Source organism: Nonomuraea harbinensis, from assembly GCF_019396385.1.
Taxonomy (GTDB): domain Bacteria; phylum Actinomycetota; class Actinomycetes; order Streptosporangiales; family Streptosporangiaceae; genus Nonomuraea; species Nonomuraea ferruginea.
On the sequence record NZ_JAHKRN010000004.1, the window covers coordinates 286,557 to 306,313 of the forward strand.

The following is a 19,757-nucleotide window of genomic DNA, read 5'->3' on the forward strand; positions in this document are numbered from 1 at the left end:
TGACCGGCCGGTGGAGTTACGTCGGTGTTTCTGGGGGTTTCATGAAGGGTGCACGCGTCTGTGAAGCTAGGTCAAGTGGTTCGTGAGATTCCGCCGGGCAATCTTCCCGAATCGAGCGAGTCGAGCACCCGCGCCGCCCCGCCCAGCGCCGCCGCGTCGTGACCGAGCGTGGAGGCCACCACCTCGCAGCCTCCGGCCTGCGGCGCGATGGAGCCGTCGCGCACCGCGGCGCGCACCGGCGGCAGCAGCCACGGGGCCAGCGCCACGTAGTAGCCGCCCAGGATGACCACCTGGGGGTTGAGCAGGTTGGCGATGATCGACACGCCCCTGCCCAGGCCGGCGCCCACGGCGGCGAGCGTCGCCAGCGTGGCCTCGTCGCCGGCCCGCGCGGACCTGACGACCTCCTCCAGCTCGATCTCGATCTCGGCCGGTGACGGGTCGGCCCGGCGGAGCACGGCGCCGATGCCGGCCATCGCCTCCAGGCACCCGCGCCGCCCGCAGCGGCAGGCGGGGCCCTCGGGGTCGAGCTGGACATGGCCGAGCTCACCGCTGTAGCCGAGGCCGCCGCGGCGCAGCCGCCCGTCGAGGATGACGCCCGCCCCGACGCCCATCTGCCCGGTCAGGTAGACCAGGTCGTCGGCCCCCGCGTTGCCGCCGAAGCGCTGCTCGGCCAGCGCCGCCAGGTTGGCGTCGTTGTCGACCTGGATCGAGAAGCCGGGGTCGCGCAGCGCCTTGGCCAGGTCGCCGCCGATGTCGGCGTCGCGCCAGCCGAGGTTGGGCGCGATGCGCACCGCGCCCTGCACGTCGACCAGGCCGGGCACGGCCACGGCCAGGCCGAGGACCTGCCGCTCCTCCTTGGCCATGCGGTTGACCACCCGCCGGACGATGGCCGCGACGTTGGCCACGCCCTGGTTGACCGACTCCCCCGCGCTGAAGGAGCGCCGCCAGGCCAGCAGCCGCTGCCCCGCCAGGTCGGTGGCGACCGCGGCGACGTAGTCGACGTTGATCTCGACGCCGATCGCGGCGTACGGGGAGCCGTCGAGGACGAGCATGGTGGCGGGCCTGCCGACGCGGTTCTCGGTGAGCCCGGTCTCGCGCACCAGGCGGCGGTCGATCAGGTCGGCGACCAGGCTGGAGACGGTCGCCTTGTTGAGCCCCGTGTTGGCGGCGATGTCAGCGCGGGAGCACGGCGCGTGCTCGCGTACGAACCGGAGCACGACCGCGAGATTGGTGGCCCGGACGTCCGCGAAGTCGGCCGGCTGCGGGCCGGTCGTGGATGTGATCAATATCAGCCCCGTTCCCACCGAGAAGTGACCCCAGCATGCCGCATCGCGGGCTCCCTTCACCAACCTGTGACCGTGCCGCTCCCTTGTGGTAGCGGTCACAGTCTACTAATTTGTTTGGGCGTAATACCAACTAATTAATCCTAGTTGGCCATTCCCACTCGGAGAAGGGTGCGAGCGATGAATCCGACGACTCGCCGAGGGTTCCTCGGCCTGGTCGGCGCGGGCGTCCTGGCGGCGGCGACCGGCTGCGCCGAGAAGCGGGGGCCCGCCCAGGGCACCGCGGTCGCCGCCGACAAGCTGGCGGGCCTGGTGCCGACCCGTATGCCGTACGAGATCCCCGGCCTGCGGCCCGACCTGCCCGGCAACGAGTTCGTCGCCCCCGGCTTCCTCACCCGGCCCGCCCAGATGGTGCAGGCGGTCACCACCAAGCCGATCACCAGCGGCAAGGAGGTGACCGCGATGACCCCGCTGTGGGGCACGGTGCCTCCCGGCCTCGGCGACAACTCCTACTACGCGGCCGTCAACGAGCGACTCGGCGGCACCGTCCGGTTCAACATCTCCGACGGCAACACCTACGTGCAGAAGGTCTCCACCCTCCTGGCCAGCGGCGACGTCCCCGAGCTGATGCAGATCCCCGGCTGGGAGCTGATCAAGATCGCCCGATTCACCGAGGCGGCCAACAAGCTCTTCGCCGACCTGTCGCCCTATCTCGCCGGCGACAAGGCCAAGGAGTTCCCGCTGCTGGCCAACTACGACACGGCCGCCTGGCAGTTCGGCGTGTTCGGCGGCGTGCTGCAGGGCATCCCCTGGCAGAACGAGCCCTTCCCGTTCGCCCTCTTCGTCCGCCAGGACATCCTCGACGAGCTGGGCCTGCCGCACCCCAAGAGCACCGACGACCTGCTCACCCTGGGCAAGGAGCTGACCGACGCGAAGAAGAAGCGCTGGGCCTTCGGCGGCGTCGACCAGGAGCTCCAGCGCGCCTTCGGCGCTCCCCGCGAGTGGCGCAAGACGGCCCAGGGCACGCTGGTCCACAAGTACGAGACCGACGAGTTCGCGGCGGCGGTGGAGTTCCTGACCAAGCTCTTCGAGAACGGCTGGGTGCACCCCGACATCGTGGCCAACGCGTTCGCCGACCAGAAGGCGCCGTTCGGCAGCGGCCAGCTCATGATGCTGAAGGACGGGCTCGGCTCCTGGCACGAGAACCTCGGCCGCTTCCTGCCGGACAACCCGAAGTTCGACCAGCAGCCCGTGGCGCCGTTCGCGGCCACCGCCGGACAGGCCCCCATCGTCTGGCGCAACGAGCCCGCCAGCATGTTCTGCTTCGTCAAGAAGGGCCTGGGCGACGCCCGCACCCGCGAGCTGCTGGCCATCGCCGACTGGTGCTCGGCCCCGTTCGGGACCCAGGAGTACGAGCTGGTCAACAACGGCGTCGAGGGCGAGCACTACAAGGTCGAGGGCGGCAAGGTGGCGCAGACCGCCCTGGGCCGCAAGGAGGTCGCGCCCACGTACATGTTCCTGTCGGGACGGCCGCCGGCGAACTCCATGAGCCAGTACGACGGCCTCGTCCAGTCGCTGTGGGACTGGCAGACCGGCGCGGCCAAGTATCTGGAGAACGACCCGTTCGTGGGGATCCGGGTGGAGGTGCCGTCGAAGATGGCGGGCCTGGTCCAGCCGACGGAGGACAAGCTCAACGAGATCTACCGCGGCAAGCGGCCGGTCTCCGAGTGGAAGACGATCGTGAAGGAATGGCAGGAGCAGGGCGGCAACGAGGCACGCGAGTTCTACAGCAAGGTCGCCAAGGAGAACGGCCGCCTTTGACATCCTCCCCGTGCTGACCACAGGGATTCCAACCGCCAATCACCCCACGAGGAGGAGGTCGCGTTGAGGTTCGCGGTGCACCGGCCCGGCAACCCGTGGCCCTTCCCGCGCGGACACGGCATGCCCTGCCGCGTGTGCGATGTTCCTGGCCGCGTTCACATCGGCGTTGCAGGCGTATCCACACGACCGGCACCGGTAACGCGCTTGGCTCTCACGCGCTTCCCGGTCCACGATCCCGCACGCCGAGCACCGCTGACTCGTGTACGCGGGGCTGACCCTCACCACCCGCCCGGGCGCCTTGTCCTCCAAGCGTCGGACCAGACCGCCCCATCCGGCGGCCAAGATCGACCGACTCAACCCAGCCTTGGCCCGGACATTGCGGCCCGGCGCCTCGACGGTGCCACGCGCCGACCGGGTCATGTCGCGGATCTTCAGGTCTTCGACGGCGATCACGTCGAAACGCCGGGCGAGGTCCGTGCTGACCTTCTCCACCCAGTCCTTGCGCCGGTCGCTCTCGCGCGCCTTCACCCGGGCGATGGCGGCCTTGACCTCGGCGCGCCGGTTCGATCCGCGCGTGGCCCTGGCGAGCTTGCGCAACAGCCGCCGCAGTCGCGCCTTCTCCGTGTCGCGCAGGCCGGGAGGGTGCAGCATCTCGCCGGTGGACAGGGCCGCCGAGACCGCGACGCCACGGTCGACACCGACCACCTCGCCCAGGCCCGGCGCGGGGATCGGATCCGGGATCGCGGCGAACGCGACATGCCACCGCCCGGCTCGGTCGAGGGTGACCCTGTAGGACTTCACCCCGTCGGGGACGGCGCGGGACCAGCGGAAGCGGATCCAGCCCACCTTCGGCACCTTCACCTCGCCCACGTGCCGGGACAGGCGGCGCACGTCACCCGCTTTGACGGCGACGATCCGGAACCCCTCACCCCGCCCGCGCTTGCGCCATGTCGGACGCCTGTGGGTGCCACCGAAGAAGGTCGCCATGGCCTGCGCGAAGTCCTTCAGAGCCTGCTGCTGAACGATGATCGATCCGGTGCGCAGCCACGCGGAGTCTTTCCGCGCCTCGGTCAACTGACGGCACTGCTCGGCGAACCCCGGCGCGGACTTGCGTCCCGGCTGCCGGCAAGCGTGCTGCTCGACCGCGAGATTCCACACATACCGGGCGTGCCCGCAGTGCTCCAGCAGCGCCTGCTCCTGGGCAGGCGAAGGCTTGAGCCTATAGCGGGACACGCCGATCAACCTACCGACCGCTACCGACAAAACCGGAGACAGAAGTGTCCGACCGTTCCGGCTTTGCTCCCCGCTCTGAACGACGGGGCATCCAGCCTGTTGATAACCAGTGACTCCCGGTAGGAGCCCGCTGTGGGCACGGTAACCGTCAAGAAGCCGGCCCGGCGCGGCCGGACCGACCCCCGGGCCGGAGGGGCCCGCGGCAAGCCCGTGACCTGGCGCGCCAAGCTGCGCCGCGACTGGCCGCTGCTGCTGATGAACCTGCCGATGCTGCTGCTCGTGGTGGCGTTCTGGTGGATCCCCGGGCTCGGCAACATCATCGCCTTCCAGGACTACAGCCCCTACTCGGGCGGCATCCTGGGCAGCCCGGTCATCGGCTTCACCAACTTCGCGCTGCTCTTCCAGGACCCGCAGTTCCTGCGCGCGATCGTCAACACGCTGTCGATCACCGCCTTCCAGCTGATCTTCTACTTCCCGGTGCCGATCATGCTGGCGCTGCTGCTCAACAGCGTGGTCTCGGCCAGGCTGCGGGCGTTCGTGCAGGGCGTCGTCTACCTGCCGTACTTCTTCTCCTGGGTGCTGGTGGTGGCCATCTTCCAGCAGATGTTCGGCGGCGCCGGCCTGCTGGCGCAGCTGCTGCGCGAGCGCGGGCACGAGGGCGTCGACTGGATGACGAACTCCGACACGTTCATCCTGCTGCTCACCACGCAGACGATCTGGAAGGACGCCGGCTGGGGGGCGATCATCTTTCTGGCCGCGCTGAGCACGATCAACCCCAGCCTGTACGAGGCCGCGGCGGTCGACGGCGCCAAGCGGTGGCGCCGGATGTGGCACATCACGCTCCCGGGGCTGCGACCGGTGATCATCCTGCTGCTGATCCTGCGGCTGGGCGACGCGCTGAACGTCGGCTTCGAACAGTTCATGCTGCAGCGCGGCGCGGTCGGCAGCGAGGTGTCGGAGGTGTTCGACACGTTCGTCTTCTACTCGGGCCTGCGCACCGGGGATCTCGGCTACGGCGCGGCCGCCGGGCTGTTCAAGGGCCTGGTCGGGCTGCTGCTGATCGTCGCGGCCAACCGGGTGGCGCACGCGTTCGGCGAGCGAGGGGTGTATTCGAGATCATGACGCTGCTGGCGACGAGGAAGAAGAAGCCGTCGGGCCTGGCGGCGTGGGAGGAGCCGCCCTCACCGGCCGGGCGGGTCGGCAAGGGCGCGGTGCTGACGGTCATCGTGCTGGCCGTGCTCCTGCCGCTCTACACGATCGTGCTGACGAGCCTGAGCTCCAAGGCCACGGTGAACCGGGTGGGCGGGCTGGTGCTGATCCCGGAGGGCATCACTTTCGACGCCTATATCCAGATATTTTCGGACACGGTGGTGCGGCGGGCCGTGCTGGTCGCCACCGGCGTCACCGTCGTCGGCACCGCCATCAGCCTGGGCGTGAGCATCCTCGGCGCGTACTCGCTGGCCCGGCCCGGCTCGTTCCTGCACCGGCCGCTGCTCTTCGCGGTGCTGCTGATGTTCGTGTTCTTCCCCGGCCTCATCCCCGTCTACCTGATGGTCAGCGGGCTCGGGCTGAAGGACACCTACTGGTCGCTGATCCTGCCGACGGCGGTGTCGGCGTTCAACGTGGTGGTGATGCGGGCGTTCTTCATGAACATCCCCGGCGAGATCATGGACAGCGCCAGGATCGACGGGGCGGGCGAGTTCCGCATCCTGTGGCGGATCGTGCTGCCCATGTCGAAGGCCGTCACCGCCGTCGTCGGCCTGTTCTACGCGGTCGGCTACTGGAACGCCTGGTTCAACGCGATGCTCTACCTCGAGGACACCCGCAAGTGGCCGCTGGCGCTGGTGCTGCGGCAGTACGTGGTGGACTCCAACCCGCTGCCCACGGCGACCGTGGGGGTCACCGGCGCGGGCGACATGCCGCCGACACTGGCCATCAAGATGGCGATCGTGGTGGTCGCCGTGGTCCCCGCGCTGGTCATCTACCCGTTCGTGCAGCGCCACTTCACCAAGGGCGTGCTGATCGGTGCCGTCAAGGGGTGAGGGCGCCCCCGGAGGGGCGCCCTCAGGCTAGACAGGCGTGCAGGTGAGGGCCGGCGTGGAGCCGGCGCTGGTCTGGCTGCCGTTGAAGCCGAACGACGTGGCCGCGTTCGGCGCCAGGTTGCCGTTGTAGCCGGCGTTGGTCACGCTCACGTTCGCGCCCGACTGGGTGTGCGAGCCGCTCCAGAGCTGGCTGATCCTCTGGTCACCCGGCCAGGTCCAGGTCACCCGCCAGCCGGTGATGGCCGAGCCGCCGGTGTTGCGTACCGTGACCTCGGCCTGGAAGCCGCCGGGCCACTGGTTGCCCGCCTGGTAGGTGGCCGTGCAGTCGGTGCCGGTGGTCGGGGTCACCGTGGGGGTCACCGTGGGGGTCACCGTGGGGGTCACCGTGGGGGTCACCGTCGGAGTGACCGTCGGAGTGACCGTGGGCGTCACGGTGACCGGCGGGCCGGTGCGGTCGCCGTAGATGATGCCGCGGCCGTTGGTGCCCAGGTAGACGCGGCCGTACACGCGCGGGTCGCCCGTGAGCGCCTCGCCCATGTTGCCCCACTGGTGCTGGTCGTCGTTGATCCGGAGCCAGTTCGCGCCGGTGTCGTCCGAGCGGTAGAGGCCGGTGACGCCGTCGATCGTGGCCACCGCGAAGATCGCCATGTAGGTCGCGCCGGGCGCGGCCTTGCCGAAGCCGACGTTCACCGAGCCGGTGATCCCGGAGATCTTGGTGAAGGACGCGCCGCCGTTGGTCGAGCGCCACAGGCCGCCCTCGCCCGCCAGCCAGATGTGGCCCTCGACGCCGGGCACGGCCTTGAACTTGCCGGTCGTGGGCAGCCCGGAGGCGGCGGTGGCGGTGAACGACGCGCCGCCGTTCGTGCTGGCGTAGAACCGGCCGCCGTCGAACCCGTAGAACTTCGAGGCGTTGACCCGGTCGGACTCGACGATCGCGCCCGTCGGCAGGCCCTGCACCTGGGTCCAGGAGTTGCCGAAGCCGACCGAGTAGTGCGGGGTGACGCCGCGCGGCGCCCACACGAAGCGGGAGCCGTCGGCCGCCGCCGCGACCGTGCCGCCCTCGTTGATACCGCCGGGCTCGCTGCCCTGGAACCAGTTGGCGCCGCCGTCGGTGGAGAAGGCCACGTGGCTGTCGTTCGGCCGGTCGGCGTCGGTGAAGTTGCCGGCCCGCACCATCACGGACGGGTTCCGCTCGGCGTAGTCGAGGCTGGTCGTGGAGGTGAAGTTGGGCGAGGTGAACATCATCGGCGGCACCGCGTCCAGGTTCGTGTGCCGGAACCCGGCGATGTCACCCAGGCCGCTGATCAGCGGGGCGCCGCTGGGCGGGCTGATCAGGTCGAGCACCGCGGTCTCCTCCAGCCCGCGCACCATGGGCTTGATCGTGAACGTGCCGCCGGAGTCCCACTGGGTGAGGTTCTCGGTGCCGTAGATCGTGGCACCGGTCCCGTACATCATCCGGTTGGAGTCGAACGGGTCGATCTCCAGCGACTCGGTCATCCAGCCGAGCTTGGGCGTGACCTCGGGCGGCTGCGGGTTGGTGCCGAAGGTCAGCCAGGGCACCTCGGAGACGTTCATCTGGTAGCGGAAGCTGCGGTTCGGGTACGAGGTCCAGTCCCAGACCCGGGTCCAGGTGGCGCCGGAGTCGGTCGACCTGAAGAAGATCACGTCAGGCCACCAGGAGATCTGGGTGGCGACCATCAGCGTGCCGGGGTCCTGCCGGTCCAGGGTGAGGCCGCTGTAGCCGAAGTAGTCGTCCGAGCTGGACGACGGCACCGGGCTGACCTGGGTCCACGTGCCTGTCGCGGTGTCGAGCCGCCACACGTCGCCCTTGGCGCCGTCGTACGGGCCGCTGGTGTCGCTGGTGGCGATGAACAGGTGGCCGTTCTGGGCGTCCAGCACGCCCTTGTGCGCGATGTAGCCGGTCGGCTGGCCCGCCACGCGCTGCCAGGTGGCCCCGGCGTCCGTGGTGCGGTAGACGGTGTTCTGCTTGTCGGCCACGCCCACGTAGATGGTCCTGGTGGCGGTGCCCGAGGAGGACGAGCGCGGGTCGTAGGTCACCCAGACGACGCCGGGGCGGTGGCTCTGGTAGCCGTTGGGGTCGCTCGGGTCGTCGGCGTGGTTGCCGGGGTTGGGGAAGCTCGTCACCTTCGCCCAGGTGGCGCCGTAGTCGGTGCTGCGCCACAGGCCGTTGCCGTTGGGGGCGCCGAAGTAGAGCACGCTGTTGCGGTTGGGGTCGACCGACAGCGCCTCGCCCATGCCGCGGCCGGGCATGTTGCCGCCGAGCTTGAACGGCAGCTGGGTGGCCTGCCAGGTGGCGCCCTTGTCGGTGGAGCGCAGGATGGCGCCGTTGTTCGGGTCCCAGTCGTTGGTGTACATGCCGACGGCCGCGTACAGGCGGTTGGTCTGCACGGGGTCGGTGGCGAGGCTGATCACGCCGTTCCAGCCCCACTTGTCCCAGCCCACCCAGTCGAGCAGCGGCGTCCAGGACTTCGACGACTGGTTCCAGCGGTACGCGCCGCCGATGTCGGTGCGGGCGTAGATCAGGTTGCGCTCCGTGGGGTTGAAGACGATGCCGGGCACGAACCCGCCGCCGTCGATCCGCACGTTCTTGTAGGTGTACGGGTCCGCCGCGACGGCGGCGACCGGAGTCATCCGCACCACTGCTGTGGCCAGCAGGACGGCGGTGATCGCGAGCAGGCTGAGTAATGCCTTTCGCATGAGCGGCTCTCCCTTTCCTGGCACGCCGAAAGAGCGCACCTGAGGACAAACAGATGACCGCCATGCACGACCAGGTTGCAGGACCCTGACCATCGCCGCGCCCTCGCGCATGAGCAATTAGAGGCTCACACACGCCTCAACGGCCCGTCAATAGTTTGGACGCACAACCAAATAAGTCGGCCCGGCGCGGAGCCATGCTCCCCGTGCCGGGCCGACGCTCCGTCACCGGGCCAGGGTCAGATCCCTGAGCCGGATCCCGCCCTTGAAGAGCACGTACAGGTCGCCCTTGCCGGGCTTGAGCCGCGCCGTGACCGTGGCGTACTCGTACACCCCGCCCGTGGCCGGCACCTGGACGGAGGCCAGCAGAGCGCCCTTCGGTGAGCCGCGGCGGAGCTCGATCGAGCCGCCCGCGACCGAGGCCACCCCGGCGCTGAGCTCAGCCCCGTAGACGGCGTCGGTGAACGAGATCCAGCCGCCGTCCGACCCGGCCACCACGTCGCCGCGCACCTTGTTCTCGTCGGCGAACGTGACGCCCGCGTAGTCGTCGAAGTTCATCGCCCTGGTCGGCTTCGTCAGGTCGCGCGGCGGCACCTTCTCCCCGCTCACCTTCAGCGTCGTACGCTGCCTGATCTTGTCCGAGGCGGAGCCCACGAGCACGTCGTGCGCGGCGTCCTCGACCACCCACGTGTCCCGCGTGTGGTCCCACACGGCCAGGTCGGACTTCTTCAGCGGGAACGTCACCGTCTTCGACTCGCCCGGCGCCAGCGCGATCCGCTGGAAGCCGCGCAAGCGCTTGACCGGCTGGTCGAAGCGGGACTGCCGCTGGTGGGTGTAGAGCTGCACGACCTCCTCGCCCGCCACGCGGCCGGTGTTGGTGACCTTGACGCTCACCTGCTCGCCCTGCGCCTTCAGCCCCTGGTAGCCGAACGTGGTGTAGCTGAGCCCGTGGCCGAACGCGAACTGCGGCCGGCCCTCGTGGTACAGGTACGTCATCCCGGTCTTGGCCAGGTCGTAGTCCAGGATGCTCGGCAGCTCGCCACCGGCGTACCAGGTCTGGGTGAGCCGCCCGGCCGGGTTCACCTCGCCGAAGAGCACGTCGGCGACCGCGTGCCCGGTCTCCGCGCCCGCGTGCGTGGTCCACAGCAGCGCCGGGGCGTCCACGATCACGGGATAGCTGGTCTCCAGCACCACCACGGTCCTCGGGTTCGCCTTCCGCACGGCCTCGATCAGCCGCTTCTGCCCGTCGCCCAGCCGCAGGTCGTCGCGGTCGTGGAACTCGCGGCCGTGCACCCACGGGTGGCTGCCGACGACCACGACCGCGACCTCGGCCTTCCGGGCCTGCTCGGCCGCCGCGGCGATGCCGTCGGAGACGACCTCCTTGGCGAACCTCGCCGCCTCCGCCTTCGGGGCCAGCGCGAGCGCGCCGTCGGCGGTCACGGTCACGTACGGGTCGGGCAGCGCGTACCAGCCCTCGACCGCCTCGAACCCGGCGTACCGGATCAGGAAGGTCCCGTCGCCCTGCTTCTCCAGCGAGAACTGCTGCGACACGTACCAGCCGTTGGGGTCGTCGTCGTCGGTGTCGAGCGAGCGCCAGTCGCCGCCGAGCAGCTTGCCGTTGCCCGCGTTGCGCAGCGTCGAGATGTCGCTCACCCAGTCGGTCACGTCCCACTGCGAGGCGGGCGTCGGCGCGGTGTCCACGAGCGCGGCGTTGGCGTCGGGCCCGGTTCCGGTGGCCGTGACGTACTTGCCGGACTCGACGTGCTTGAGCGCGACGCGCTCCAGGCCCGCCCCGGTGGTCACGTCGGCGACCCGCTCCTTGATCCCGTCCAGCGGGGTGACCTCGTACGGCATCGTGCCCGCGTACCAGTCGCTGTAGAGCTCGTCCGCCAGCGGGCCGACCACGGCCGCCGACTTCGGCGACCTGAGCGGGAGCGTGCCGGAGTTCTTCAGCAGCACGGCCGCCTTGGCCGCGGTCTCACGGTTGAGCGCGCGGTGCGCGGGGCTGTCGATCACGCCCGCGCCGATGCCCTTGTACGGGCCGCCGTCCGGGTCGAAGTGGCCCAGGCGGAACCGGATGGTCAGCGCCCGGCTGACGGACCGGTCGACGTCGGCCTCGGTGATCAGGCCGCGCTCCAGGGCCGTGGTGAGGTGCTGCACCATCGGGCCCTTGTCGCTGCCGTCGATGGTGAAGCTGTCCTGGCCCGACTTGAGCACCGCGGCGAACGCCTCGGCCTTGTCGTCGTAGTACCGCTCCAGGTCGGTGAGCGCGTGCGGGCCCCAGGCGTCGCTGACGTTGTAGAGCGTCTTGTCCGTCCAGGACCTGACGACCTCCTCCAGGTCGGAGTTGACGTGGTTGGGCCGGCCGTTCACCAGGTTGTACGAGGCCATGACCCCGGTCGCGGCGTCAGCCGAGATCGCCGACCTGAACGCCTGCTCGTAGTACTCGTGCTTGAGCCTGGGCGTCAGGTTGGACGAGGTGAGGCTGCGGTTCACCTCGTTGTTGTAGGCCAGGTAGTGCTTCAGCACCGGCGCGGTCTTCAGGTAGAACGGGTCGTCGCCCTGCAGGCCCTTGCCGTACGCGGTCGCGATGGCGCCGGTCAGCAGCGGGTCCTCGGAGTAGCCCTCCTCGTTGCGGCCCGCCCGGGGGTCGCGCAGCGGGTCCACCACCGGCGCCCAGACCTGCAGGCCCCACAGCGTCGGGTCGGTCGCGTTGTAGCCGCGCGCCTCGTCGCCGACGGCCGAGCCGACCCGCTTGATCAGCTCCGGGTCCCAGGTGCTGGCCAGGCCGACGGCCTGCGGGAACACGGTGCCCTTGGCCAGCTTCTGGTTCCAGTTGTCGTCGAGCGCGTTGGACCAGGCGACGCCGTGCAGCGCCTCGGTGCCGTTCTTGTGGTACGGGACGCCCAGGCGCGGGATGGCCTCCTGCGACTGGTGCAGCAGGCCCAGCTTCTCCTGCAAGGTGAGCCGGCCCAGCAGGTCGGCGACCCGCTGCTCCACCGGCAGCGACGGGTCGCGGAACGGTAACTCCGCCTGCGCCGCGGCCGGTGCCGCGAGCAGCGACGCGACCAGGGTTAAGGCGATCAGGATCGGTTTCTTCATGGGGGGTTCTCCTCGGGAGGGAGGCTCACTTCACGGCGCCGACCGTGATGCCTCGGGTGAGCGTGCGCTGGAAGATCAGGAAGAACGCCACCGCCGGGACGATGCCGAGCAGGGCGGAGGCGCTGGACATGGTCGCGTCCATGTACCGCTCGCCCTGGAGCACGCCCAGCGCGACCGGCACGGTCTGGTTGTCGTTGGAGATGAGGAAGATCAGCGGCAGGAAGAACTCGTTCCAGGTCCAGATGAAGAAGAAGATCATCAGGACGCTGATCGTCGGCCTGCTGATCGGCACCACGACCCGGACCAGCGCCCTGAACCGGCCGGCCCCGTCGATCTCGGCCGCCTCCAGGATCTCCTTCGGGAACTGGCCGAGCACCGCGCTGAGCAGGTACGTGCCGAACGCCGCCTGGATCACGGTGAAGATGATGATCATCGACAGCCTGGTGTCGTACAACCCGGCTTCCTTGGCCAGGTAGTACAGCGGGTAGGCCAGCGCCTCCTGCGGCAGCGTGTTGGCCACCAGGAACAGCACCAGGATCGACAGCCGCCCGCGCACCCGCCCGATGCCGAGCGCGTACGCGTTGAGCACCGACAGCACGACCGCCAGCACCGCCACGGAGCCGCTGATGAGCAGGCTGTTCCAGAGCTTCTCGCCGAAGTCCACCCGGTTCCAGAAGTCCACGATGCCCTGGAGATAGAGCCCGCCGGGCAGCCCGAGCGGCCCCTCCGACGCGTACTCCTCGGGCGTCTTGACCGCGTTGAGCGCCACGAGGGCGAACGGGAACACCATCACCAGCGCCGCCACCGTCATCGACGCCAGGACGGCCCACCGGCCCGGCCCTCTCATGACTCACGCTCCTGCACCCGCAGGAACAGGAACGTCACCACGACGATGATCAGGGCCAGCACGGTCGCGATCGCGGACCCGTACCCGACGTTGCTCTTCTGGAAGAAGTTCAGGTACGAGAAGTACGACGGCACCAGCGTGGCGTTGCCGGGCCCGCCCCGGGTGAGCACGAAGATCGGCCCGAACACCTTGAGCGCGGCGATCGTGCAGGTGAGCAGCACCACGAAGATCTCCGGCCGGATCTGCGGGATCGTGATGTGCCACACCTTGCGCCACCACGACGCCCCGTCCAGCTCGGCCGCCTCGTAGTAGGCCGGGTCCACCCGCTGCAGCCCCGCCATGAAGATCACCACCGGGTAGCCGAGCTGGAACCACACCATCACCGCCATCACGGTGGCCAGCGCCAGGTCGGGGTCGCCCAGCCAGTCGAGCTCCAGGCCGAACGCCTGGTTGACCGCGCCGTACGACGGGTGCAGCATCCAGCCCCACACCACGCCGGCCACCGCCACGGGCAGCACCTGCGGCAGGTAGTACATGGCGCGCAGCGCCGAGGCGGTGCGCGGGCCGAACCGCCTGCCGATGTAGTCGAACAGCGCCGCCGCCAGGACCAGGCCGAGCACCGTGGGCACGATCGCCATCGCGAAGATCAGCGCCACGTTGTTCTGGAACGACAGCCAGAACCGCTCGTCCTCCAGTAACCGGGCGTAGTTCTCCAGCCCGACCCACCTGGGCGTGCCCACCCCCGACCAGCGGGTGAAGCTCACGCCCAGGTTCATCAGGAACGGCACCACGATGACGGCCAGGAACAGCACCAGGCTCGGCACCAGGTAGAGCCAGTAGCCCTTCTTACGGACGCGCATCTAGTTGCCGAGGTCGGCGAGGTTGTCCTCGTACGGCTGCGCGAGCTCGTCCAGCATCGCGGCGGGCTGCTTGCTGCCGTTGATGAGGTTCTGCGTGGCGGCGACCATGACGTCGTAGTAGCCGGGCGCCGGCCAGTCGGGGTAGAACGCCAGCCCGTCCCTGGCGGTCAGCGTGTTGAAGCTCTCGATCAGCTCCTTGCTCTTGGCGTCCGTGATCGCCGCCGGGTCGGCCGCGACCGGCACGCCGCCGGAGTTGCCCAGCAGGTTCTGGACGTCCTTGCTCATCGTGATGTCGATGAAGTCGTAGGCCAGGTCCTTGTTCTCGGACTTCTCCGGCACGACCCAGAGGTTGCCGCTGGAGCCGGGCGCCATCGTGGCCCCGGGCCACAGGAAGTGACCCCACTCGAAGTCCTTGATCTCCGAGGCGAACCGGCCGTACCACCAGCTTCCGCTGACCATCATCGGGTGCTCGCCCTTCATGAACGACACGCCCATGTCCTCGGCCTTGATCCCGGAGGACTTCTTGTCGAGGTAGCCCTTGCCGACCCAGTCGGCGAACGTCTGCGCGCCGTAGGTGAACTGGGGGCCGTGGAAGTCGACCTTGCCCTGGTACGCCTGGAAGGCGTCCACCCAGGCCCGGTCGGCCTTGCTGAGCGCGAGCTGGTAGAAGATCTGCTGCGCCGGATACTCGGCCCCGGCGGTGCCGATCGGGGTCACCCCGGCCTTGACGAAGGTGTCGAGCGCGGCGGTGAACTCCTCGAAGGTCGTCGGCACCTCGACCTTGTGCTTCTCGAACAGGTCCTTGTTGTAGTAGACCATCACGAACTCGCCGTAGTTCGGGATGCCGTACCACTTGCCGGCGCCCATGACGCCCCGCTCGTCGTACTTGGCCGTGGTCTGCAGGCCGCCCGGCAGCAGCTTGTCCCAGCCGCGCCCGGTGACCTCGGCGCTCAGGTCGGCGAGCAGGCCCTGCTTGGACAGCAGGCCGGCGGTGGCGTTGCCCTTGTTGTACTCCATGAGGTCGGGCGCCTCGTCGGAGTTGAGCACCATGCTCGCCGTCTTCTGGATCTGCTCGAAGCTCTTCTCCTCGAACTCCACCTTGACGTTCGGGTGGGAGGCCTCGAACTTCTTGATCGCCTCGGCCCAGGCCTTGCCCATGGCGGACTCGGCCGCCTCGTAGTGCCAGAGCTTGAGCACACGGGGCCCGTCGCTCTGCGCGGGCGGGCTCTCCGAGCCGGAACCGCAGGCCGAGAGGGCCAGCACCATGGCTGCCAGCGCCGCCACGCCAGACTTTTTGATCATATTTCCTCCTGGGTGATGACGGCCCGGCCGGGCGCGCCCGGCACCGGGGCGAACTCGACGGCGGCGACCCGCTTCGGCCCGGTGACGGTCACGCGCAGCGTGTCGCCCTCCAGAGTGGCCGTGACGGCGGTCTCTCCGTCGGTGTCGTGGATCCGCATGCGGCGGTCGCCGCTCCCGAAGGCGACCAGCGTGATCCGGTCCGGCGTCCGCACGGTGTCCCCCGGCTCGGCGACAGGGATCAAGGCACCGTACCGGACGAACAGCGGGAGCTCGGCGAGCGGCTTGACCACGCGGACGTAGCGGGAGCCGGCGTGCACCTCGCCCGTCCAGTAGTCCACCCACTCGCCCTCCGGCAGGTAGACCTCCCGCGCGCCCTCCGGCGAGGTCATCGGCGCCACCAGCAGGTCGCGGCCGAGCAGGTACTGCAGGTCCGCCTGCCAGGCGACCGGGTCGCCCGGGTGGTCGACGCAGAGCGCGCGCATCATCGGGGCGCCCGTCCTGGCGGCGTCCACGGCCGCCGAGTAGATGTAGGGCATCAGCCGGTAGCGCAGCCGGAGCGCGGCCACCGCGTGCTCCTCCACCGCCGGGAACTCCCACGGCTCCCTGCTGGTGGTGCCGTGCAGCCGCAGCAGCGGCGACAGCGCGCCGAACTGGGTCCACCGGACGAACAGGTCGTCGGTGGGCCTGCCGGTGAAGCCGCCCGCGTCGTGGCTCCAGAACGGCACCCCGGACAGGCCGTGCGCCAGCCCGCCCCGGATCGTGCTGCCCATCGCGGCGTAGCTCGTGTAGGTGTCGCCGCTCCACTGGGCGCTGTGCCGCTGACCGCCGAGGAACGACGAGCGCGCCCACACCAGGCTGTGCCCGTGCACCTCCCTGGTGACCTCGGCGACGGCGTCGTTGAACAGCAGCGTGTAGACGTTGTGCAGGTCGGTGCCGGTCATCCCGTTGGCCGCGACCGCGTCGTGCGGCACGCCTTCGGCGAAGTCGGTCTTGAACGCCTGCACGCCCTGGTGCAGCAGCGCCCTGAGCCGGTCCTGGAACCAGCGGACGGCGTCGGGGTGGGTGAGGTCGAGGATGCCGCAGGCGGGGTAGGAGCCGTGCCAGGTGTCGGCCACGTACGGCTCACCATCGGGCTTTTTCAGGAAATATCCGGCATCGGCTGCTTCCTGGAACGCCGGGCTCTGATGGGAGATGTACGGGTTCATCCACAGGCAGACCTTGAACCCCATCCCGTCCAGCTCCGCCAGCATCGCCTCCGGCTCGGGGAAGTTGACCGGGTCCCAGCGCAGGTCCGACCAGTGGCCGTCGGTCTGCCAGTAGGTGTCCAGGTGCAGCACGTCGCACGGGATGCCGCGCTCCCTGATCGTGCGCGCCCTGGCCAGCACCCGCTCCTGGCTGTCGACGCAGAAGCCGGAGGAGATCCAGGTGCCGAACGCCCACTTCGGCGGCAGCACCGGCCGGCAGGTCAGCCCGTTGTAGCGCTCCAGCACCTCGGCCGGGGTCGGCCCGGCCAGCACGTAGTAGTCCATGACGTCGTCGGGCACCACGATCTGCACCGCGCTGTGCGTCGACTGGCACACGTCGAACTCGGTGGGCGCGCCGCTGTCGACCAGCACCCCGTACCCCTTGCTCGACACGTACAGCGGGATGTTCTTGTACGCGCGCTGCGACTCGGCGCCGAAGGCGTCGAAGTTCCACATCAGGGGCCGCTGGCCGCGCTTGTCGAGCGGCGCGAACGACTCCCCGAACCCGGCGAACGCCTCGTCGGGCGCGACCTCGAAGCTCTCGTGGAAGGCCACGTGCGCGCCGCCCGCCGACGACCGGCCGAACGGCAGCGTACGCAGCCGGCCGCTGATGTCGGTGTGCCCCCGGTCCTGCTCCAGCAGCGGGGCGCCGGTGGCGTCGGTGAAGCGCAGGTGCCACGGCGCCAGCCTGATCTCGGCCCGCAGCGAGCCCGCGTCGATCACGATCGGCTCCCCCGGCGTCACCTCGGCCCGCGCTCCCGCGTACGAGCCCGGCGTCACCATCGCGATGGCCCGCTCCGAGCGGGGCCGGGCGTCGGCGTCCTCGCTCAGCCGGACCCGGATCACGCCCTCGCCCGCGACGCCGATCTGCACGACCAGGGTCTCCTCCGCCGTGGTGACGGCCTTCAGCATCACTCCCGCGCCGTCGGCGGCGACCAGCTCGGCGGCGGTCAGCGCGGACAGTCCACCCTCGCCGTGGGCGCGCACCGGCAGCTCGGGCGGGTCGGCGACGAAGTACTCGTGCGCGACGAGTGGGGGGCGGTAGGGCATGGACGCTCCTCTTCCAGACAGCGCAAAACTCGTGAATTAGTTTGGCGCCCATACCAACAAACGTCAACGGTATTCCGTGAGCGCGATGAACACTTAGCCCTTGCGCTAACCATCGGCCTCCGCAATACTTAGCCGCATGGCACAGTATTCGGCACAACTGGACGGCGTTTTCGTCGCCCTGGCCGACCCGACCAGGCGTGCCGTCGTCCGGCGCCTCGGCCACGGGCCCACGAGCGTCGGCGACCTCGCCCGCGAGTTCCCGATGACCCTCCCCTCGTTCATGAAGCACGTGCGGACGCTCGAGTCGAACGGGCTCATCCGCACGGTCAAGTCCGGCCGGGTGCGCACGTGCGTGCTCAACCGCGAGCGGCTCGCCCTCGTCGACGACTGGCTCGCCGAGCAGCGCCGCGTCTGGGAGGAGCGCACCGACCGCCTCGAACGGTTCGTCACGGAGGACGACCAGTGAACCCCGATCTCGACCTCGCCCTGGAACGGATCATCCGGGCCCCCCGCGCGACCGTGTGGAGCGCCTGGACCGACCCGGCCAAGCTCGCCCGCTGGTGGGTCCCGGCCCCGTCCCGCTGCCGCGTGGACCGCCTGGACCTGCGGCCCGGCGGGGCGTTCTTGACGCGGCTCAGCGACGACGGCGCCGTTTTCGTACCGCATCTGGACGCGTGCTTCCTCGCCGTCGACGACCTGGAGCGGATCGTGTTCACCAACGCGATCACCAGCGCGTGGCGTCCCGCGAACCCCGACCCGGTCGCGATGACGGCCACGATCACGCTGGACGACCACCCTGACGGCACCCGCTACCGGATGCTCGTCCGGCACGGCGACCCGGCGTCCCGCGCCCATCACGAGAAGATCGGCTTCGCCGCGGGCTGGGGCACCGTCGCCGGCCAGCTGGCCGCTTTCACGGAGGCACCGCAATGAAGATCACCATCACCGAGTTCGTCACGCTCGACGGCGTCAGCCAGGGCCCCGGCTCGCCCGACGAGGACACCAGCGACGGCTTCACCCGTGGCGGCTGGCTCGTGCCGCACATCGACGGGACGTTCGTCCGGCGCGCCTCCGACTGGCTCGACCTCGCCGACGGCCTGCTGCTCGGCCGGCGCACCTACGAGGCGTTCGCGCGTGACTGGCCGAAGATCACCGACCCCGCCGACCCGTTCGCCGGACGGATGAACGCGCTGCCGAAGTACGTCGTCTCGAACACCCTCACCGAGGGCGGTTGGGACCCCACGACCGTGCTCGCCGGCGACCCGGTCCGGACGGTCGCCGCGCTCAAGTCACGGCCGGGGCGGGAACTCCAGATCCACGGCAGCGCCCGCCTGGGCGACACGCTGCTGTCGGCCGGGCTGGTCGACACGCTCCGTCTCGTGGTCGCCCCCACGGTGCTCAGGACCGGCCGCCGCCTCCTGTCCGGTGACGGCGACGCGTCCGGTTTCCGCCTGACCCATCACGAGGCGACGCCGAACGGCCTGCTGCTCCTCGAATACCGGACGACAGGCCAGGCGCCCCGGGCCGAGTACGCCGGCGTCACGGCCTTCATCTAGGAGGACGCGGCCGCCCCTCATCAGGCGGGGCCCCGGCTCCGCAGGAGCGGCAGGTAGACCTCGTCGACGATCTCGACCAGGACGTCGTCGGGCACGGTCGTGAGCCCTCGCGTGACGTACTCGTTGCGCAGCAGCGCGAGGGCCACGGTGACGACCCTCGGATGCAGGGCCTCGGGCGGCACCTCGCCGCGCGCCACCGCACGGCCCACGATCGTCAGCCAGACGCCGGAACCGCCGTCGGCGACGGCGTCGTGCAGCCGCGCCAGCAGCTCCGGCTCGTCGCCGACGCCCGCGAGCAGGCCGCGGAGGATCTCGGCCTGCGGCGAGGACAGGTCGCAGTTGACGCGGCGCAGCAGCGCCAGCGCGTCGTCACGGAGCGCTCCGGTGTCCGGCGGCCGCAGCTTCTCCGTGGCGAGCCGCTGGTATGCGGCGACGCCCAGCGCCGCCCGGTTGGGCCAGCGGCGGTAGATCGCGTTCTTGTTGGTGCCGGCCCGGCGGGCGACCCGGTCCATGGTCAGCCCCGGATAGCCGGACTCGGAGAGCTCCTCCACGGCCGCGCGCAGGATGGCGCTCTCCAGCTCGGCGCCACGACGCCTGCTCGCGGGCTTCGCCGCTGACTCTCCGGCCGCACTCACGCGCTTAGGGTACCGTACGTACCCCATTGCCGAAAATGCCTGGACTCGCGGTTGAAATTTACGGTAC

General features: G+C 70.0%; 15 protein-coding genes. 6 read left to right on the forward strand and 9 right to left on the reverse strand.

The annotated features are described in order from the left end of the window. Positions 1-71: 71 nt before the first annotated feature. Positions 72-1,286 carry an ROK family transcriptional regulator gene (locus KME79_RS06335; RefSeq protein ID WP_219543648.1) on the reverse strand — a complete coding sequence of 405 codons (1,215 nt, stop codon included), beginning with the start codon at positions 1,284-1,286 and terminating at the stop codon, positions 72-74. A gap of 177 nt (positions 1,287-1,463) precedes the next feature. Between KME79_RS06335 and KME79_RS06340 the strand changes: the two genes are divergently transcribed. Beyond that, positions 1,464-3,104 carry an extracellular solute-binding protein gene (locus tag KME79_RS06340; RefSeq protein WP_219543649.1) on the forward strand — a complete coding sequence of 547 codons (1,641 nt, stop codon included), beginning with the start codon at positions 1,464-1,466 and terminating at the stop codon, positions 3,102-3,104. 39 nt (positions 3,105-3,143) lie between these two features. On the opposite strand, the gene KME79_RS06345 is transcribed toward KME79_RS06340, so the two are convergent. Continuing rightward, the gene (locus KME79_RS06345; protein WP_308248816.1) at positions 3,144-4,337 is read right to left on the reverse strand and encodes an RNA-guided endonuclease InsQ/TnpB family protein; all 1,194 of its coding nucleotides are present in this window, start codon (positions 4,335-4,337) and stop codon (positions 3,144-3,146) included. A 132-nt stretch (positions 4,338-4,469) separates the two neighbouring features. On the opposite strand from KME79_RS06345, the gene KME79_RS06350 reads away from it, so the two are divergent. Then, positions 4,470-5,459, forward strand: coding sequence for an ABC transporter permease (locus KME79_RS06350; protein WP_308248812.1), 990 nt, complete (start codon positions 4,470-4,472; stop codon positions 5,457-5,459). Continuing rightward, positions 5,456-6,379, forward strand: a complete 924-nt coding sequence (locus KME79_RS06355; RefSeq protein WP_219543651.1) for a carbohydrate ABC transporter permease — start codon at positions 5,456-5,458, stop codon at positions 6,377-6,379. Before KME79_RS06350 ends, KME79_RS06355 begins: the two co-directional genes overlap by 4 nt. Before the next feature lie 27 nt (positions 6,380-6,406). Here KME79_RS06355 and KME79_RS06360 read toward each other — a convergent pair whose 3' ends face one another. The 6 genes from KME79_RS06360 to KME79_RS06385 form a co-directional block, all read right to left on the reverse strand. Next, positions 6,407-9,097, reverse strand: coding sequence for a cellulose binding domain-containing protein (locus tag KME79_RS06360; RefSeq protein ID WP_219543652.1), 2,691 nt, complete (start codon positions 9,095-9,097; stop codon positions 6,407-6,409). Between the two features lie 222 nt (positions 9,098-9,319). Next, positions 9,320-12,196: a glycoside hydrolase family 3 protein gene (locus KME79_RS06365; RefSeq protein ID WP_219543653.1), complete on the reverse strand. Its 2,877-nt coding sequence runs from the start codon at positions 12,194-12,196 to the stop codon at positions 9,320-9,322. A 25-nt stretch (positions 12,197-12,221) separates the two neighbouring features. Then, positions 12,222-13,043: a carbohydrate ABC transporter permease gene (locus tag KME79_RS06370; protein WP_148036970.1), complete on the reverse strand. Its 822-nt coding sequence runs from the start codon at positions 13,041-13,043 to the stop codon at positions 12,222-12,224. Then, positions 13,040-13,903, reverse strand: coding sequence for a carbohydrate ABC transporter permease (locus tag KME79_RS06375; RefSeq protein WP_148036969.1), 864 nt, complete (start codon positions 13,901-13,903; stop codon positions 13,040-13,042). Before KME79_RS06375 ends, KME79_RS06370 begins: the two co-directional genes overlap by 4 nt. Beyond that, entirely contained in the window at positions 13,904-15,205 is a 1,302-nt protein-coding gene (locus KME79_RS06380; protein ID WP_219543654.1) for an ABC transporter substrate-binding protein, read from the reverse strand. Further along, complete coding sequence (locus KME79_RS06385; RefSeq protein ID WP_219543655.1) at positions 15,202-17,499, reverse strand: TIM-barrel domain-containing protein; 2,298 nt, start codon at positions 17,497-17,499, stop codon at positions 15,202-15,204. Before KME79_RS06385 ends, KME79_RS06380 begins: the two co-directional genes overlap by 4 nt. A gap of 136 nt (positions 17,500-17,635) precedes the next feature. On the opposite strand from KME79_RS06385, the gene KME79_RS06390 reads away from it, so the two are divergent. Genes KME79_RS06390 through KME79_RS06400 form a run of 3 tightly spaced genes read left to right on the forward strand, consistent with a single transcriptional unit; the run spans position 17,636 to position 19,055 of the window. After that, the gene (locus KME79_RS06390) at positions 17,636-17,965 is read left to right on the forward strand and encodes an ArsR/SmtB family transcription factor (RefSeq protein WP_148036966.1); all 330 of its coding nucleotides are present in this window, start codon (positions 17,636-17,638) and stop codon (positions 17,963-17,965) included. Further along, positions 17,962-18,432: an SRPBCC domain-containing protein gene (locus tag KME79_RS06395; RefSeq protein ID WP_219543656.1), complete on the forward strand. Its 471-nt coding sequence runs from the start codon at positions 17,962-17,964 to the stop codon at positions 18,430-18,432. The genes KME79_RS06390 and KME79_RS06395 overlap by 4 nt, the downstream gene beginning before the upstream one ends. Continuing rightward, a complete protein-coding gene (locus KME79_RS06400; RefSeq protein ID WP_219543657.1) occupies positions 18,429-19,055 on the forward strand; it encodes a dihydrofolate reductase family protein in 627 nt (208 codons plus the stop codon). Before KME79_RS06395 ends, KME79_RS06400 begins: the two co-directional genes overlap by 4 nt. A gap of 20 nt (positions 19,056-19,075) precedes the next feature. Here KME79_RS06400 and KME79_RS06405 read toward each other — a convergent pair whose 3' ends face one another. Then, complete coding sequence (locus KME79_RS06405) at positions 19,076-19,690, reverse strand: TetR/AcrR family transcriptional regulator (RefSeq protein ID WP_308248813.1); 615 nt, start codon at positions 19,688-19,690, stop codon at positions 19,076-19,078. Positions 19,691-19,757 lie beyond the last annotated feature (67 nt).